Consider the following 17,737-nt stretch of genomic DNA (forward strand, 5'->3'; position numbering starts at 1 on the left):
AGGGTGATGGGACGGTGACCCGCCCCGAGCTGATGGTGGAGCCGGCCGCCGGGTGGGTGGCGGCAGAGATTCCACCTACGGACGCGGTACCCGTGGCCCACGGCGTGTTCACCGTCCAAGGGCGCCGGTTGTGCCGGATCAGCGACGGCCGCCCCGCCCACGCACGCACCCGACTGCTCCATGACAAGTTTCGAGCCGCGGTCCTGAGCAGTGCGTACCCGTGCGTGATGGGGGCATCGGCGATGCGCGCCGACAACTACGCCTTTGCTGTGTACGAGGAGCTGGGGGCAGAAGAATCGGCCCGTTGCCTTGCCACGGATCTCGAGTGGTTCGTGCAGAGCTACGCGGCCCGTCGCACGCCGCAGGAACCGTTCGCAACGTTCATCTCGATGTATGAACGTCCGATGGTCGACGATGAGGCCGACTTCGAACGCTTGCTGTGGCGTCACTTGAGTTTCGTGCACGAGTGGGACAGGCGGAGGTGGCCTTGGGATCCAGCTGTTTCGATGGATCCGGATGACCCGCGATTTTCCTTCAGCGTCTCCGGTCAGGCTTTCTTTGTGGTCGGTATGCATCCAAAGGCATCCCGCATCGCGCGAACCGCTCCAGCCCTCACGCTGGTCTTCAACCTGCACGCACAGTTCGACGCCCTGCGACAGCAGGGGCAGATGGATCGGGTCAGCCGGACTATTCGCGCCAAGGACGGACGTCTGCAGGGCCGCCCCAATCCCATGCTCACGCAGTTCGGCGAGGCCCCTGAAGCGCGACAGTACGCGGGGCGTGAGGTCGAAGCCGACTGGCAATGTCCCTTCGCCGCACCCGCCACGAGCACGGCCGGCGCCGCTTTTCCGAATGGAGCAGACTGATGACGGATACCACCACCACCCAGCGTCTCGCGCCCCAGACCGGCACAGCGTTCGAGCTACCGGCCGGGGCATATCTCCGGGTCATCGATCCGACCGGAGAACAGGTCAGCGACCTGTACGCCGTATCGGCCGATGATCGAGCGGAGCACCTCTCGTCCGGCCGCAGCCTGGACTACGCCGAGAAGCTATGGCTTACCACCGGTGACGTGCTCTACAGCAATCGCAGCCAACCGATGCTACGGATCATCGAAGACGCTGTGGGCAGGCACGACTTCACCCTCACTCCCTGCTCTCAGCAGACCTTCGACCTCCTCTATCCGGACCATGAGGGCTATCACCCGAGCTGCCACGAGAACATCGCGGACGCCTTGGCCATGTACGGGGTGGCCGTTGACCACATCGGCGTAACCTTCAACATCTTCATGAATGTTGTCTACGACAGCAGTACTGGGAAGATGCTGCTCGGGCCCCCGATGAGTCGGCCAGGGGATCACATTCTGCTGCGCGCCGAGTCCGATCTCGTTGTGGCACTGACGGCCTGCTCGGCCGAGAACTCCAACAACGGAGCCCTGAAGCCTATCGATTTCACTGTGGACCATTAGACGATCCGCGGTGAACCGCGAGTACGCTGCTGGCCGAAGACCCTCGGTAGGGGCCCTGGACCGGGCGGAACTACCGCGATGGCCGGCGTGCTCGGGATCGTCGCGGCGACGCCGCGTCGGCGCAGCTGGGCCCTGATCTGGCTGGCCATCAACCAGCGCCGCGACGCCGAGCACGTGACCGGGATGCAGAGGCGGCTCGGACGGCTGCGGAGCTCGGCCGCGGGTCTGTCATGCGCGCTCGGTCTGCCGCTCGCCAATACCGCCTGCCGCCACCATTGGCGCCACCGCCCTGCCCGCAAGGCGCGCGAACAGGTCATCCATGAGCGCCCCGCTGGAAACCTGGCTGCCCAGCCAGGCTTGGTACGCATCGAGCACCCTGGTCCGCAACGCGCGCAGCTCTTGCGGCGACATGCGCGCGAGAAGCGACAGGTACGCTGCGAACCCGTCCGTGTCGGACCAGGACAGGGCGACGCCGCCGGCCTGGCGCGCGAGATCGGTCCACGGCGTCGCGTCGGAGATCACCGGGCACAACCCCGCGGCCATGGCCTCCCGGATCGCGTGGCCGAAATTCTCCCCGCTGGTCGGAAGGAAGAACACGTGCGCCCAGGACAGCGCCTCGGCCACGTCCTCATGCCGTACCGAACCCACGAACTCCACGCGGACGTGCCGTGGCAGCCGCGCGGCCAACTCCTGGCAATGGTGGTAGTACGCCCGATCCGATACGGGGCCGATCACGCGCAGGTGTACGGGCTCGGCCACCCTACCCACGGCGGCTATCGTGCCCGCGAGGTTCTTCTTTGGGCCAATGCGCGAAAAATAGCAGACCCGCAGTGCGCCGGATGGCGCCGCAGTTTCGCCGGACTGTTTGGCGACGAGGCACTCCTCGGGTTCGAACGCGACGGAAACCAGCTCGACCGGGCGGCCGGGCAGCCACCTTCTGATGCTGTCCATCTCATCGGTCGAGGTGCAATGGATGGTCGCCCCGAGCCTGGCCAGCAGGAGCCGCAAGACGAGGAGCCCCACCCGTTTGCGCCGCGTCTTGAGCCCGAGCGCGCCGGACAGCAGTTCGCCCCTTGGCGCGAGCAGCACCGGCCGGCGCGCGACCAGGCCAAGGCACATGAGCGTCAGCGGAACCATGGTGAACTCCCGGTTCCACAGACTGTTGAAGTAGTACACGTCATGGCCCAGCCGCATGAAACGGCGCATCGCGCGAAGATACGCCAAGCGTCTACTGAGATCGACATACATCACGTGCCGGCGCCGGAACTCGACAATCTCCCCCGATCGCGCGACGGGGAACGGTTCTGCGTCACCGGCGTCCCGGTCGCGCGTGAAAACCGTATACGTGATATCCGAGTCGCGAGCGGCAGTGATCGCCGAAACGCTGCGGATGGGTCCGCCGGCGCGGTACGCGGGCACGAAGTAGCCCACGAACACGCCTACGCGAACCGCCCCAGTCCGGTCAGGCTCTGGCATCCGGGCCTCCTTGGAAAACGATCACGACTGTGAGGGGATGGCCGGTCCCCGTTCCTCCAGCGATGGGGATGGGCTCACCTGATTGGCCCGCTCGTTGCCGCGCAACTCTGATATCGCGAAACGGACCTTCCCGGTCGGTGTCCGTTGTACTTCGTCAACTCGGACGTAGTTGACCTCCATCGCCTGCCCGACAAAGTTGCGAAGTGAGTGGTCCAGCGCCTCCAAAGAGCCTGCCGACCATCCGACAGACGGCACGTATCTCACGGTCAGGCTGCCGTTCTCGTGCTGAACAACCTGCGCCTCCGCCAGTCCGAGGGCAGGTATGAAAGCGGCAGCTGGCGCGGCAAACCGACCATCGGGAAGGACAATGACGTCATATTGTCGGCCGTCTATAGACGCGACAAGCCTTCCCGCCCGCCCGCAAGTGCAGTGATCCTTGTCAGCGACCGCAAGATCACCAGTAGCGTATCGCAGCAACACAGTTGCCCCGTTGCCGTACGGCGTGCCAACAATCTGAGACAACCCACCACCCTGATTGATCAACTCAACCTCGGCGAAGTCTTCATCGACATGCAGCCGCCCTTCGACACATTCAGAGATATTGGCGACCTGTTCCGCGAGACCGTAATGTTGGACTGGTGTCACACCGAATGCATCCTGGATACTCTTCAGCTGCCAAGGCGTTAGATTCTCGCCACCAACGGTGAGCACGAGAGGCTGGTAATCAAGACCCAGGCCTCTCTCCAGCATGCATCTTGCCAAACTCGCTATGACTGACGGAAAGCCGTGAATCCACGGCAATCGCGACCGATTGAGCCTGTCAACGTAACACTGCACGGTAGCTGGCGATATATGGTGTCCACTGAAACGCACTTCACGGCCCGGGTAATTCGTTCTCCAGTACGGCGCGCCCTGGCCCTCTCCCATGAAGCGCCGGCCGCTAAAGAAGGCGCACCAGGTGCCTCTCGTGATCCCATGCCAATGCCTGTAGCGCCACCAAACAGCCCACATCTCCGCGATCGCGTTGGCGTCCTTGAATATAGCCAGGGATGATCCTGTTGTGCCGGAAGTCCGGACGATGCTGTCGCCCTTCACCCGCGGTCGAGCAAGGAAATCGTTCGGACGGTCACGCACATCGCTTTTGTGCGTCAAGGGTATTTCAATGAAGGCGCTGTCGTCGACCAGGTCACGCCATGTTGCGCCCATCCGTTCGAAAACACTCTTGTAGTACGGGGTACGGGAGGCATGTTCCAGGACAGCAGCTCGCCTCTTTTTGCGGAATGTTGACATCCGCTCCGGGTCCCACATGTCTCGCTCCTCGTACTCGGCAAGGCGCCGATCGAAGAGCCCTCCATACCTCTTTCTGTTCACTCCCACGCCAGCAACTGACATCAGTATATTCTGGGCCATTGCCGGAAGCCGGAAGTAGATGTCATTCCGATTAGTCACAACACATCCTTCGCCCGGCTTGAGTTCAGCCGCGCTTGCGCGTTCATGAGCTGAACCCGGCGCCCACGGCGTTCGCAGGGTCCACCTGCGTCAGCAGGCGCGACGGGTTCACCTGGATGCCGGCCAAGGCGGCAACCACCGACAGCGCGGCCTTCGTCGTACCGAACGATGCTTCGAGCTCCGGTTGGTCGGGCGCGTCCCCGGCGATCGCCGTGCGCACGTGGGCGAGCAGTTCCTGGTGTCCCTTGCCCACCGGTACGCGCTTTACCTCCACGCCGTCGATCTCCAGGCGCCGGAAGTCGTCGATCACCACGCTGTGCCCGCGGCCGAGCACTTCCACGCGTTCCTTCGGGGTACGCCGGTGCCCGCCCGTGCAGTACGTGATGGTCGCCGTGGACCCGTCCGGGTACCCGAGCAGCACGCTCACGTCCTCTTCCAGCGCCGTTTCGCCGCGACCGCTGCCGTGTGCGTGAACGACGCTCGGCTGCTCCCCAATGAGCCACGACGCGAGGTCGATGAAGTGGCACACCTCGCCGCAGACGCGGCCGCCCTGGCACCGGTCGTGGTACCAGTGCGAGTGGGGTAGCGACCCGGCGTTGACCCGGTAGGCGACGGTCAGCGGCCCGGATCCGGCGGCCAGGACCTTCCTCGCGCGTACCACCATGGGCGCGTGCCGGCGGTTGAAGCCGGCGAACAGGTGGCCCGAGTTGCGGTCATAGGCGGCCGTGACCTCATCGAGCTCGTCCTGCGTCAGCGCGATCGGCTTCTCGACGAACACGTGCTTGCCGGCGTCGAGCGCCTGCACGACCAGGCGGGCGTGAGAGTCGTGGCGGCTGAGGATGAACACCACGTCGACGTCGTCGCGGGTCAGCAGGTCGTCGACGGTCGGCACCACGGCAGCGATGTCGTTGCGCTGCGCGAGGTGGGTCGCCGACAGGCCCTTGGCGGAGGTGACGGCGGCGAGATCGTCCGCCCAGCCGGCCGCTTTGAGCGCGGGCAGGAACGTCGCCCTGGCGTAGTTCCCGGCGCCGATCAGCCCCGCCCGCAGCCGCGGCGAGCTGCGGCGCGGCCGGATCGTGATCGCGCTGCGGCACGGCTGCGCCGGCGCCGCGTAGCTGAGCTGCACGGCGAGCGAACGTCGGTCGGAGTCCAGCACGTCGTACGCCGCCGTCGCGTCCTCCACGGCGAAGACATGAGTGACCAGGTCATCGACCGTGACCCGACCACTGGCCACCAGGTCGAGGTACGCCTCGATGTTGCGCCGCGCAGTCCAGCGCACGTGGCCGATCGGATAGTCGACGCCCCATTCCTCGTAGGTGCGGTCGTAGCGGCCGGGACCGTAGCTGCGCGCGAACCGAAGATCCAGTTCCCGCTCGTAGAACTTCCGGCGGTCGAGCTCCAGCCCGACGTCACCGACGACGACCAGCCGGCCGCGATCGCGGGCGATCTCGGTAGCCCGCGCGACCGGCTCCGACGACCGCGTCGCCGCCGTGACCAGGATCGCGTCGACGCCGCGGCCACGGGTGATCTCGATGATCTGTTCGGTGGTCGGCGCGCCGGCCTCGACCAGACCGACCGCGCCCGCGCCTCGGGCCAATTCCGCCGTCCAGTCACGCAGGTCGATGCCGATGACGTTGAGACCGGAGGCGAGCGCCAGGCGTACCGTCAGTTGCCCGACGAGGCCGAGGCCAAGGACCGCGACGGAGCTGCCCACACCCACCTCGGCCTGACGCAGCCCCTGCAGCGCGATGGCCGCAACGGCGCCGAACGCGGCAGCCTGATCTGATACCGCCTCTGGGACTGGCACCGCGAGCAGACCGGGCACTGCCTGATATTCCGAGTGCCCCGCCGATGCCGTGGCCACGCGCATCCCGGGCCGAATGCCATCGGTCGCGGCCCCGGCGGCGACGACGACACCCGAGGCGCTGTACCCGAGCGGCATGTCCTCGTCGAGCCGGTTGCGCACGGCGGCGAGCGTCGAGCGGACGCCCTCGGTCCGCGCCTTGCCCACGACCTGGCGGACCAGATCCGGCCGCGCTCGGGCCTTGCGCAGCAAGCTCGCCGAGGCAAGCTCACGCACGGCGCGCTCGGTTCCCGCGGACAGCAGGGACCTGCGCGTGGCGACGAGCACCTCGGTGGCGCCGGGCTCGGGCTGCGGTACCTCGGCGACCTTCAACTCGCCGCCGGATACCGACTGGACAACTTGCTTCACTGGGCGTGCCTGCCTTCGCGGAGAACGTCGGGTATGCGGCTGGCGGCGCACCAGGGCGGCCGCGCCGCGGCGTATCGGTCAATCGGGATTCTATGGGATCAGAAGGCCCTCAACGGATAACTTGTACTATTAGTACATTGCCCAGCTGGTCAACCCGGAGTGCCACGAGGAGACACATGTCTGCCACCGCTGTCCTGCACGTCGCGGGCGCACGCCCGAACTTCCCCAAGGCAGCGCCGGTGATCCGGGCGCTCGACCGTCACGGCCTCCGGCAATTGCTCGTCCACACCGGACAGCACTACGACGAGCGGATGTCGGAGGTCTTCTTCCGCCAGCTGCGCCTGCCCGAGCCCGACATCAACCTCGGCGTGGGATCGGGAAGCCATGCGTGCCAGACCGCTGGCATCATGGCCGGCCTGGACGAACTGATGGCCGCGACCCGCCCGGCACTCACGGTCGTGTATGGCGACGTCAATTCCGCACTCGCCGCAGCCCTCGTCGCGACAAAGCTGGGGATCCCCGTCGCGCACGTCGAGGCCGGCCTGCGCAGCTTCGACCGGTCGATGCCCGAAGAGGTCAACCGCATCGTCGTCGACCACGTGTCCGATCTACTGCTCGCGACAAGTGCCGACGCCGTGGCACATCTCGGCAACGAGGGGATCGCGGCAGAAAAGATCCACTTCGTCGGCAACCCGATGATCGACACGCTCCTGGACAACCCCGACCGCTTCGACGTCGCCGCTATCCGCGCCGCTCTCTCGCTGCCCGACCGCTACATCGTGGCGACGCTGCACCGCCCGGCCAACGTCGACGATCCCGCCGGCGTGATCGACCTGGTCAAGGCGATGCACGCGGTGGCCGACCAGCTCCCGGTCGTCCTGCCGCTGCACCCGCGCGGCCGGCGCCACCTCGAGGACGCGGGCCTGCTCTCGCACCGCGCGCTACGCGTGGTCGAGCCGCTGGGTTACATCGAGTTCGTCAGCCTGGTACGCGGCGCGGCGGTCGTCGTCACCGACTCCGGCGGGGTACAGGAGGAGACGACGGTGCTAGGGGTGCCGTGCCTGACGCTGCGGCCCAACACCGAGCGCCCGGTCACGATCACCCACGGCACCAACCGCCTCGTCACCCGGGCGGCGCTTGCCGAGGCCGTGACAACCACGCTAGATGCGGAGCGACCCGCTGCGTGTACCCCGCCGTTGTGGGACGGCAAGGCCGGCGAGCGCATCGCGGACATCATCGCGGGTGTGCTCAGGTAGCCAGAGCCCGTCCCCACGCTCCGGCGGCCCGACCAGCACCAACGGGTAGGCGCTCAGGAACTCGGTGCGCTGCCTTGCGCGCCGATACCTTCGCGCCGCAGCACGACGAACACCGTCTCAACGAGAATGGGCAGGTCCAGGCCGAGGCTGCGGCGGTCGACGTACTCGACGTCGTAGGCGAACTTGCCCTCCCACGGCAGCTGGCTTCGCCGGCGCACTTGGCGGCGCACCCCGCGATCACCGCTCTGGACCTCGTGCCGCACGGGGCCCTGATCGACGAATGGCTGGCCGCATCGGCGATCTTTCAATCTCACTCGCGATCGGCGATCCGGCATCACCGGCATATCGGATCCGGTCGGCGACGTCAGACGCGAAGCGCCAGGTGCGGATCTAGTGCGGGTGCCCGATGCTGCTCGGTGCTCTTCTCGCGTTTGGACAGCATGATCGCCAGGAACACGGGGGATGCCGACACGGTGTACTGGAGCAGCCCGATCACCGTGTCGGGGTATGTGCTTATCCAGACCAGGGGACCGGCGATGACCAGGCACAACAGGCAAAGCCGGATGGGGCCCGGTCCTCGTCCCACCGAGAGCAGGCTGGCGACCACAAGTGCCCACAGTCCGCAGTAGACGATGACCGCGATCGGTCCGTCGAGGAAGTACACGGTCCCCAGCGTGAGGAACGTGAATGACGACGTGGCGCTGCCGCCGAAGTATTGATTGATCTTCGCTCCGGTGGAGATGAGTGGCCGCTCCGGGTCCAGGATCCTCGGCACGAGGCCGTACCGGGGAAGGTCTGCAATTCCTGGCTGACCGACGTCAACGGGAACGTCAATGCCGCTGGCCCGGGTGACCTGGGTATCGAACCGCAGCCGGTCGGTGGCGGACTTGTCGGACACAGCGATGCCGTTCGCGACCCGGACCTCGTTCCGGGCAGTGAAGATCGTCGGCCAGACGAGGAAGAGCAGCGCCGTGGCGACGACGACGTAGCGAAACCTGATGGCACCAAGTATCAACCCCGCGGCGAAGACGAACGTCAGGTAGCCGATGAGCGGTGCGGATCTCGCGGTGAGGAACACCAGGTAGACCTGCACTCCGATGAGCGCCAGCGTCCAGCGGTAGAAGGCTCCGGGACGGGCGCGTCCGCTCAGGAAACTGAATAGGAGCAGCGCGAACGCGACGTAACTCCAGCCCGCCACGAGCGCGCTGGCGCCGGCCACGGGGGACGCCGCGACCTTGCCGGTCACCTGGGTGACGATGGTGCCCCGCCCGGCCGTCGTCCCGACGACATCGGCGATCATGCTGACAATCGCGACCAGCCGGGCGATCAGGAAGATGTGCGGATGGTCCGTCCGGGTGGAAATTGCACCCTTACGCCAGGTCTTCCGGCCCCAGATCAGCAGCGCGGCGGTCTCCACCGTCGTCGCACCCGCCATCGCCAGCGCCAGCAGCCGCAGGATGAACCCGGTCTCGGGGTTGTGGTTGATCACTGCCATCGGAACGATCAGAACGGCATAGGGCGCCAGGAGCAGCGCGGTGGCTGGATAGTGCCGCAGCAGCGCGAGCGGCAGAGACTGGGACTTGGTCAACGTGGCCGTCGTGGCCGGTTCCGTCATCTCAGTCATGCTGTCCGTGACCGGCCGGGAGTGGTGTGGTTGACGACGGCCCGAGAAGCCCGTCGTAGACGGCGACAAACCGATCGATGGCGGCTCGGGAGGAGAACTCCGCCATGCACCGGCTCCGGCCGTTGATGCCCAGTTCCCGTCCCTCCCCGGCCAGCACCGCCAGCACCCTCTCAGCGAAGAGATCCGGCACGTCGTCGAGCTTGGCCAGCGGCACGAGCCAGCCGGTGACCCCGTCGACGATCGTCTCCCGGGTACCGTGGGTGTCGGTCGAAACCACCGGGAGGCCGCACGCCATCGCCTCCAGCACCGATATGCCCAAGCCCTCCTCGTAGGACGTCTGGAGAAAGACCGAGGCGGCCCGGTACAACTCGACCAGTTCGGTGAGGGCGACGTCGGAACGGACGGTGACCCGGGACTCCAGCCCAAGCTGTCGCACCAGGGCGGGGATGATCGGCGCCGGAGTGCCCCGGCCGGCGAGTACCAGGGGTGGGACAGCTCCGTCCGTCGCCACCATCCGCGCGTAGGCGCGGATCATCAGGTCGAGGCCCTTGCGTGGCTCGCCCAACCGGCACACAGACAGCAGGTGACCGTCGCCACGCCAGCCGGACGGCGCCGGCGAAAACGTGTCGGTGTCCACCCCCGGCGGAGCCTTGACCACGTGCCGCTGCCCAAGTGACATCACGTAATCCAGCATCGCGGCGTTCTCGACGAGCACGGCGTCGACAGCACGCAACGCCACTCGCTCGAACCGAGTGGTGGCGCTGGTCATCAGCTGACGCCAGCGGCGCACCGGCATGGGCCAGGCGGCCTGGCGGGATGCGCGCTCCCAGACGACCGGGCTCGCCGATTGCACCGCGATCGGCACTTCGGCGGGCAACACGGCGAACGCCAAGGCCGGTGAGCCGGAGACCACCTGGACCAGGTCGTAGCCGCGCAGCGCGGCGGTCAGCTCACGTCGAGGCCGGTAGCGCATGGCCTCCACCTCGACGGCGTTCGCGCCCCAGTGGCGCACCGCGGGGTCCTCGACGTCCAGCCTCAACAGACTCGACCGCGCCCAGGAAGTGGGGGCCAGCAGGCGACGACTCGACGGATCACGGCTGGAGGTCGCCAGGTCGTGGATGTCGACCACGTACGCCCCGGTCGCCGCGAGGTTGGCGGCCAGCCACCGGGCAACGGCGGGTACCCCGCCCCCGATACGGAAACCAGATGTGACGAGGGCCACGCGTCGCCGCTGCGGCGCCGTCCCCCGTCCCTGGGACGCCCCCAGGGTGCGGTCCAGAATCACGTAACTACCACTCTCTCGACAGACGCGCTGTTGCGGTGGCGACGGGGCGAGGATCGGCCGCCAGCGACATCGGCGGCCGGGAGTCGCACAGGACCCGCGGCGTCTACGGACGCGAAGGCAGCCGGGCCCGGCTCCCGCCAAGGCTGCACCTCGGTCAACGACCGACTCAGCACTGGGACACGCGGCCGCCCCTGCCCATCTCGGTGGTGGACTTTCCACCGAAAAACGTGAAACAAGCGTCTTATCCTGATCGCGGTGGCTAAGTATGTATTACCCCCGCGGTTCGGAAGTCCCAACGTGTCGCACCGCCGGGTGAACGCAACCACGAGAGAGCTCATTGGAGCCTCAGATGCCACCCACCACAGCCGTACGCCCCACGTCACTGCGGGCGCACCGGGACCCGACAACGGCTTGCCACGGAGGCCTGACCGTGACCTACCAGCGCCATACGCCGCCGGCCGACGCCGCGGCGGTCACCCCGCCGTCGGGTGCCCCGCGTCCCCGGTTGGCCTTCCTCGGCACCGGATACCTCGGCACGACGTACGCGATCTGCTTCGCTGAGCTGGGCTACGAGGTGATCGGCTTTGACGTCGACATCGACAAGATCGCCAGACTGGCCGATGGCGAGGTGCCGTTCCACGAGCCCGGCCTGGACGAACTACTCAAGCGCAACCTGGCCGCCGGGCGACTACGGTTCTGCACCAACCTGGCAGAGACCGCCGACTTCGGCGACGTGCACTTCATCTGCGTGGGCACCCCGCAACGCGTCGACGGCATGGGTGCCGACCTGTCCCATATCGAAGCCGTGGTCACCGGCCTGGCGCGGCATCTGACCCGCAAGGCGCTCATCGTCGGAAAGTCCACCGTGCCGGTCGGCACCGCCGAATGGGTCGAACAACTCGTCGGGAAACACGCCCCCGCCGAACTGGGCGTCGAGGTGGCCTGGAGCCCTGAATTCCTGCAGGAGGGCTTCGCCGTCGAAGACGTCCTGCGACCCAATCGCATAGTAGTCGGCGTCAACAGCGAGTGGGCCAGCCGCATGCACTACGCCGCCCACAAGGGCGTGCTCGACCTGGCCGCCACCGAAGACCGCGAACTCCCCGTCGTGGTCACCGACTTCGCCACCGCCGAGTTGGTCAAGGTCGCCGCCAACGCCTTCCTCGCCACCAAGGTCTCGTTCATCAACGCCATGGCCGAGGTCTGCGAAGTCGCCGGCGGCGACGTCACCCAGCTCGCCCGCGCCCTCGGCTACGACCCCCGCATCGGCAACCGTTTCCTGCAAGCCGGCGTCGGCTTCGGCGGAGGCTGCCTCCCCAAGGACATCCGTGCCTTCCAAGCGCGCGCCCAGGAACTCGGCGCCGGCGAAGCGCTCCGCTTCCTCCATGAGGTCGACCTGATCAACCAACGCCGGCGTACCCGCGTCCTGCAACTCGCCGCCGACCTGCTCGCCTGCCGCAGCGGGCCCGCTGGTCCCGACCTGTCCGGTACCCGCATTGCCGTGCTCGGCGCCACATTCAAGCCCAACTCCGATGACGTGCGCGACGCCCCCGCCCTGGCCGTGGCCGCCCTGCTGGCCAAAGCCGGCGCATACGTGCACGTCTACGACCCCCAGGGCATGCACAACGCCCGCCGCGCACAACCCGATCTCACCTACGCACCCACCATGACCGACGTCGTCCGCGATGCCGACCTCGTCTGCGTCCTCACCGAATGGGCCGACTTCCGCAACGCCGATCCCCACGCCCTCGGCACGCTCGTCACCAACCGCCGCATCATCGACGGCCGCAACTGCCTTGACCCGACACTGTGGATCCAGGCCGGCTGGGAGTACCGCGGCATGGGCCGACCCTGACTCCACCCCCGGGCGGGGCCGGTTGGGTGACCTCGCCGCTGAGCCGCATTCGGCTCGGGCTCATGTTCCACCCCACCCGGGAGTCGTCGAGGTGGTCCGGACCATCCTCGACCGGGCCCCACCTCGCGGCGTGGAACCCTACGGCGCGGGGGCGCCGGTGCGCCTTCGACTTCCTCACCGAACTGTTCCGCAAGCCGAGGGCAGGCAGGCTTGCCGATCGCCAGCCCCCGTCGACCTGGCCGAACTGCTGGAACAGCATCGCCCTCCGCCGGAATGGCCAACAACATCCGCGACCTGCGTCCTGATCGGCCGGTCCCCGTCGGACGAGGGCACGCGACCAGGAGTTGGGCGCTGACCGGGCACCGCGTCCCCGTGCCCCGGGCTACGGCCTCTCGCGCCACAAGCGGCGCAAAAGGGATCCAACGAGCTAAAGACAGCGAAAGCATCATGACAGGGCCGTAAAGCGGGCTAAATAGTTCTTACCTGACGAAGAGGACCAAAGCCCGCCAGGCATAGCAAACCAGCACTCGGGAGCCATCGATGCAGCTCAGCGCGGCCGCGCCGACCCACACCCACGCAACCGACCGGCGGAAGGAGATCCGGCGCCGCACCGCGGCACTGCTCGCCAGCGATACCGCGGCGTGGATCGGCGGATTCACCGCAGCAGTCTGGACCAGATACGAATTCGACCTCACCACCGGCCAGATCACCCGAGCCATCGGTGCCGGGCTGGCCGCCGCCGGACTGCATTCCGCCATGGCCCTGCTCCGGCGCCGGTACTGGGGGCGACACCCGGTCGGCAGCCTGCACGAGGTGCGAGCGTTGGCCGGCACCGCCGCCTGCACCGTGGCGATCATGCTGCTGGCCGTCCTCCCCATGGCGGAGCGACCGGTGCCTGCCAGCACTCCGCCGGTGGGCGCGGCGGTGGCCCTGCTCATCATGCTGTCCATCCGCACGGCGTACCGCCACCGCCGCGACCGCGCCCTGCGCCCGAGTAGCCACTCCGCGACTCCGGTGCTGCTCTTCGGGTTGGGCTCGGCCGGGCAGTCCCTGCTACGCGCCATGGTGAGCGACCCCCGGGGCCGGTACCTGCCGGTCGGCCTGCTGGACGACGACCCGGAGAAGCAACAGCTGCGCATCGACGGGGTGCCGATGCTCGGCGGGCGCCGGGACATCGCCGCCGCGGTCGCACGGACCGGGGCGACCACCCTCATCTTCTCGGCGGCCAACGCCGACGCCGGACTGATCAGCGAGGTCCGTACCGCCGCCCTGGCGGCCGGGGCCGCCCTCAAGGTTCTTCCCCCCGTACGCGAGCTGGTCGATCACCGGATCAGCGTGGCCGACGTACGCGACGTGAACATCAACGACCTGCTCGGCCGCCGGCACGTCGTGGGTGACATCACGAGCGCCGACTCGGAGATCGCCGGTCGCCGGGTGCTGGTGACCGGCGCCGGCGGCTCGATCGGCTCCGAACTCTGCCGGCAGATCGCCCGCGCCAACCCCCGCGAACTGATGATGCTCGACCGGGACGAGTCCGCGTTGCACAGCCTCCAGCTGTCGCTCTCCGGCCGGGCGCTGCTGGACAGCTCCGACCTGATCCTCGCCGACGTGCGTGACGCCGAGCGGCTCGCCCGGATCATGGCTGAACGCCGGCCGGACATCGTCTTCCACGCCGCCGCACTCAAGCACCTGCCGCTGCTGCAACAGCACCCCGGCGAGGCCGTGCAGACCAACGTCTGGGGCACCCTGGCGGTCCTGGAGGCGTGCCGGGGGGTGGCGAAGTTCGTCAACATCTCCACCGACAAGGCGGCGGACCCGATCAGCGTGCTCGGCTATTGCAAGCGGATCACCGAACGGCTCACCGCGCACGCCGCGGCCAACTTCCCCGGGACCTTCCTCAGCGTCCGCTTCGGCAACGTGCTGGGCAGCCGCGGGTCGGTCGTCACCGCGTTCCGGGCGCAGATCGAGGCCGGGCAGCCGATCACGGTCACCGACCCAGAGGTGACCCGCTACCTGATGACTGTCCAGGAGGCGGTGCGCCTGGTGCTCCAGGCCGCCGCGATCGGCCGGGACGGCGAGGCGCTCGTACTCGACATGGGCAAACCCGTTCGCATCGACGATGTCGCCCGGCAACTCGCGGCCCAGGCCCCCGGCCCCGCACAGATCGTCTACACCGGGCTGCGGCCCGGGGAGAAGCTCCACGAGGAGCTCTTCGGCACCGGCGAGGCCGATGTCCGGCCGCTGCATCCGCTGATCTCGCACGTCACCGTGCCCGCACTCGACCCCATCGAGGTCAATTCCCTCGACCCCGCCGACGAACCGGAGAAGCTGATCGCACAGCTGGCCGCGCTCTGTGATCTGCCGAGCCAGCTACCGTCGGCCGCGCTGGTGCCGCACAGCCGGTCGGCCGAAACCTCTGCCCCGCCGCCGCTGTGAGCGGTGGGTGCACCTTCCGGTACGCCCCCCGGGCGGCCCGTCCCTGTGGTGAGCTGTACGGGTGGCGGGGCTGGGTCTGATGCTGCACCCCACCCGGGACGTCTCCGAGGTGGTCGGGATCATCGAACGGTGGGCGTCGCGCCACCGCAAGACGCTGATGGTGCGTGCGGAGGACGCGCACCGGGTGCCGCCCAGCGTCGAGCCGGTCCCGGTGAGCGAGGTGGCCGGTCGCGCGGACGCGCTGATCAGCATCGGCGGGGACGGCACCATGCTGGGCGCACTGCGCTCGGCCGTCCGCAACCCGAAGCCGGTGCTGGGAGTGCACCTGGGCCGGCTCGGGTTCCTCGTGGAGGTCGAGCCGCCGGACCTGCCGACGGCGCTCGACCGGCTCGTCGCGCACGACTTCACCGTCGAATCGCACGCCTGTCTGGCCTGCGACGTGTGCGGGGACGACGTGGTGGCCTTCAACGACGTCGCGCTGGTCCGCCAGCCCGGCTCCGGCTTCGTCACCGCCAGCCTCGCCGTGGACGGCCAGCGATACGGCTACTACCGCTGCGACGCCCTCGTGATCAGCACGCCGACCGGCTCGACGGCGTACAGCTACGCGGCGGGCGGCCCGCTGGTCTCCCCGGCGGCGGACGCGGTGGTGGTGACCCCGTCGGCGCCGATGGCCGGCATCTCCCGGTCGGTGGTGCTCGCGCCGGAGGAGAGCATCCGGCTGGAGCTTCAGCCCAACTCGGCGGCGGTTGCCGTCGAGATGGACGGGCTGGTGATCCGGGACGCGGCGACCGAGGGGGCCGTGGACATCAGCTATCGCCGGGACGCCGGCCTGGTGGTCCGCTTCGACCCGGGTCGCTACCGGGAGCGCAACCAGCTCAAGCTGAGCCTGCTCGACCTGCCGTTCCTCCCCGACCAGCTCCGCGAGCTGCTCCCCGACGAGCTTCGGCAGCAGCGCGAGCTGCCGCCGCCCTGCTGACCGGGCCGCCGCCCGGAAGATCCGGCGCCGCCCTGCTCAGGCCTTCGACAGCACGCCGTCGACCAGGGCCTTCGCCTCCTCCTGGATCCGGGCCAGGTGCTCCGGCCCGTGGAACGACTCGGCGTAGATCTTGTAGACGTCCTCGGTGCCGGACGGCCGGGCGGCGAACCAGCCCGACGCGGTGGTCACCTTCAGCCCGCCGATCGACGCGCCGTTGCCCGGGGCGGTGGTGAGGATGGCGGTGATCGGCTCGCCGGCCAGCTCGGACGCGCCCACCTGCTCGGGCGACAGCTTGGCCAGCACCGCCTTCTGCTCCCGGCTGGCCGGGGCGTCGATCCGGGCGTACGCGGGCGCGCCGAAGCGCTCGGCCAGCTCGGTCCAGTGCTGGCTCGGGGTCCTGCCGGTGGTGGCGATGATCTCCGAGGCGAGCAGGCAGAGCAGGATGCCGTCCTTGTCGGTGGTCCAGGTGCCGCCGTCCCGGCGGAGGAAGGAGGCGCCCGCGCTCTCCTCGCCGCCGAAGCCGACCGCCCCGTCGAGCAGGCCGGGCACGAACCATTTGAAGCCGACCGGCACCTCCAGCAGCGGGCGGCCCAGGTCCTCGGCGACCCGGTCGATCATGGAGGAGGAGACCAGGGTCTTGCCGACCGCCGCGGCCGGCCCCCACTGGTCCCGGGTCCGGAACAGGTGGCCGATCGCCACCGCCAGGTATTGGTTGGGGTTCATCAGGCCACCGTCGGGGGTGACGATGCCGTGCCGGTCGGCGTCGGCGTCGTTGCCGGTGGAGACCTGGAACTTGTCGCGGGCGGCGATCAGCGAGGCCATCGCGTTCGGCGAGGAGCAGTCCATCCGGATCTTGCCATCCCCGTCGAGGGTCATGAACCGCCAGGTCGGGTCGACGTTCGGGTTGATCACGGTGAGGTCGAGCCGGTGCCGTTCGGCGATCTCCCCCCAGTACGCCACGCTCGCCCCACCCATCGGGTCGGCGCCGATGCGCACCCCGGCGTCGCGGATGGCGGCGATGTCCAGCACCGCGGGCAGGTCGTCGACGTACCGGCCGAGGAAGTCGTACGCCCCGGTGGTGTCGGCGGCGCGGGCGCGCGCGTACGGGACGCGCTTCACCTCCTTGAGCCCGGCGGCGAGGATGGCGTTCGCGCGGTCCTGGATCCACTTCGTGGCGTCGGTGTCGGCGGGCCCGCCGTGGGTGGGGTTGTACTTGAAACCGCCGTCGTCCGGGGGGTTGTGCGACGGGGTGATGACGATTCCGTCGGCGAGGCCGGCGGTCCGCCCCCGGTTGTGGGTGAGGATGGCGTGCGACAGCGCCGGGGTGGGGGTGTAGCCGTCGCGGCTGTCCCGTAGCACGGTGACGTCGTTGGCGGCGAGCACCTCCAACGCGCTGACCTCCGCCGGGGCGGAGAGCGCGTGGGTGTCCCGGGCGAGGAAGAGCGGGCCGTCCAGGCCCCGCTCGTGCCGGTAGTCGCAGAGCGCCTGGGTGACGGCGAGAATGTGGTCCTCGTTGAAGGCGTTCTTCAGGCTGGACCCGCGGTGCCCGGAGGTGCCGAAGGAGACCTGCTGCGCCGGGTCGGCCGGATCCGGGTGCTCGGCGTAGTAGGCGGTGACCAGCCGGGGTACGTCGACCAGGTCGGCGGGCTCGGCGGGCTGGCCGGCACGGGGGTGGGCCACGACGGGATCCTCCTCGAAGTACG

At 68.5% G+C, this 17,737-nt stretch carries 13 protein-coding genes; 6 read left to right on the forward strand and 7 right to left on the reverse strand.

Annotation, left to right across the window (positions count from 1 at the left end; translation table 11 throughout):
* Positions 1-14 precede the first annotated feature (14 nt).
* Both gntA and ACFYOS_RS18645 read left to right on the forward strand, forming a co-directional pair.
* Positions 15-866: a guanitoxin biosynthesis heme-dependent pre-guanitoxin N-hydroxylase GntA gene (gene gntA / locus ACFYOS_RS18640; RefSeq protein WP_387142684.1), complete on the forward strand. Its 852-nt coding sequence runs from the start codon at positions 15-17 to the stop codon at positions 864-866.
* On the forward strand, positions 866-1,468 hold the full coding sequence (locus ACFYOS_RS18645; protein WP_387142687.1) for a DUF1989 domain-containing protein: 603 nt from the start codon (positions 866-868) through the stop codon (positions 1,466-1,468). Before gntA ends, ACFYOS_RS18645 begins: the two co-directional genes overlap by 1 nt.
* Before the next feature lie 228 nt (positions 1,469-1,696).
* Here ACFYOS_RS18645 and ACFYOS_RS18650 read toward each other — a convergent pair whose 3' ends face one another.
* The 3 genes from ACFYOS_RS18650 to ACFYOS_RS18660 all read right to left on the reverse strand — a co-directional run bounded on the left by ACFYOS_RS18650 (position 1,697) and on the right by ACFYOS_RS18660 (position 6,569).
* A complete protein-coding gene (locus tag ACFYOS_RS18650; protein ID WP_387142690.1) occupies positions 1,697-2,899 on the reverse strand; it encodes a glycosyltransferase in 1,203 nt (400 codons plus the stop codon).
* Between the two features lie 66 nt (positions 2,900-2,965).
* Entirely contained in the window at positions 2,966-4,252 is a 1,287-nt protein-coding gene (locus ACFYOS_RS18655) for a hypothetical protein (protein ID WP_387142693.1), read from the reverse strand.
* A 184-nt stretch (positions 4,253-4,436) separates the two neighbouring features.
* The gene (locus tag ACFYOS_RS18660; RefSeq protein ID WP_387142696.1) at positions 4,437-6,569 is read right to left on the reverse strand and encodes a bi-domain-containing oxidoreductase; all 2,133 of its coding nucleotides are present in this window, start codon (positions 6,567-6,569) and stop codon (positions 4,437-4,439) included.
* 212 nt (positions 6,570-6,781) lie between these two features.
* On the opposite strand from ACFYOS_RS18660, the gene wecB reads away from it, so the two are divergent.
* Entirely contained in the window at positions 6,782-7,861 is a 1,080-nt protein-coding gene (gene wecB / locus ACFYOS_RS18665) for a non-hydrolyzing UDP-N-acetylglucosamine 2-epimerase (protein ID WP_387142699.1), read from the forward strand.
* A gap of 53 nt (positions 7,862-7,914) precedes the next feature.
* Here the strand turns inward: wecB and ACFYOS_RS18670 are convergent, their stop codons facing one another.
* The 3 genes from ACFYOS_RS18670 to ACFYOS_RS18680 all read right to left on the reverse strand — a co-directional run bounded on the left by ACFYOS_RS18670 (position 7,915) and on the right by ACFYOS_RS18680 (position 10,770).
* On the reverse strand, positions 7,915-8,124 hold the full coding sequence (locus ACFYOS_RS18670) for a sugar transferase (RefSeq protein WP_387142702.1): 210 nt from the start codon (positions 8,122-8,124) through the stop codon (positions 7,915-7,917).
* Positions 8,125-8,225: 101 nt separating this feature from the next.
* The gene (locus ACFYOS_RS18675) at positions 8,226-9,476 is read right to left on the reverse strand and encodes a hypothetical protein (protein ID WP_387142705.1); all 1,251 of its coding nucleotides are present in this window, start codon (positions 9,474-9,476) and stop codon (positions 8,226-8,228) included.
* 1 nt (position 9,477) lies between these two features.
* Positions 9,478-10,770: a glycosyltransferase family 4 protein gene (locus ACFYOS_RS18680; protein ID WP_387142708.1), complete on the reverse strand. Its 1,293-nt coding sequence runs from the start codon at positions 10,768-10,770 to the stop codon at positions 9,478-9,480.
* A gap of 505 nt (positions 10,771-11,275) precedes the next feature.
* Here ACFYOS_RS18680 and ACFYOS_RS18685 point away from each other — a divergent pair.
* The 3 genes from ACFYOS_RS18685 to ACFYOS_RS18695 all read left to right on the forward strand — a co-directional run bounded on the left by ACFYOS_RS18685 (position 11,276) and on the right by ACFYOS_RS18695 (position 16,034).
* The gene (locus ACFYOS_RS18685) at positions 11,276-12,622 is read left to right on the forward strand and encodes a UDP-glucose dehydrogenase family protein (protein WP_387142800.1); all 1,347 of its coding nucleotides are present in this window, start codon (positions 11,276-11,278) and stop codon (positions 12,620-12,622) included.
* Between the two features lie 540 nt (positions 12,623-13,162).
* Positions 13,163-15,058, forward strand: a complete 1,896-nt coding sequence (locus ACFYOS_RS18690; RefSeq protein ID WP_387142711.1) for a polysaccharide biosynthesis protein — start codon at positions 13,163-13,165, stop codon at positions 15,056-15,058.
* A 79-nt stretch (positions 15,059-15,137) separates the two neighbouring features.
* Positions 15,138-16,034, forward strand: a complete 897-nt coding sequence (locus tag ACFYOS_RS18695; RefSeq protein ID WP_387142803.1) for an NAD(+)/NADH kinase — start codon at positions 15,138-15,140, stop codon at positions 16,032-16,034.
* Positions 16,035-16,070: 36 nt separating this feature from the next.
* Here the strand turns inward: ACFYOS_RS18695 and pgm are convergent, their stop codons facing one another.
* Complete coding sequence (gene pgm, locus ACFYOS_RS18700) at positions 16,071-17,714, reverse strand: phosphoglucomutase (alpha-D-glucose-1,6-bisphosphate-dependent) (protein WP_387142714.1); 1,644 nt, start codon at positions 17,712-17,714, stop codon at positions 16,071-16,073.
* Positions 17,715-17,737: the final 23 nt, after the last annotated feature.

The organism is Micromonospora sp. NPDC005806, from assembly GCF_042871425.1.
GTDB lineage: Bacteria > Actinomycetota > Actinomycetes > Mycobacteriales > Micromonosporaceae > Micromonospora.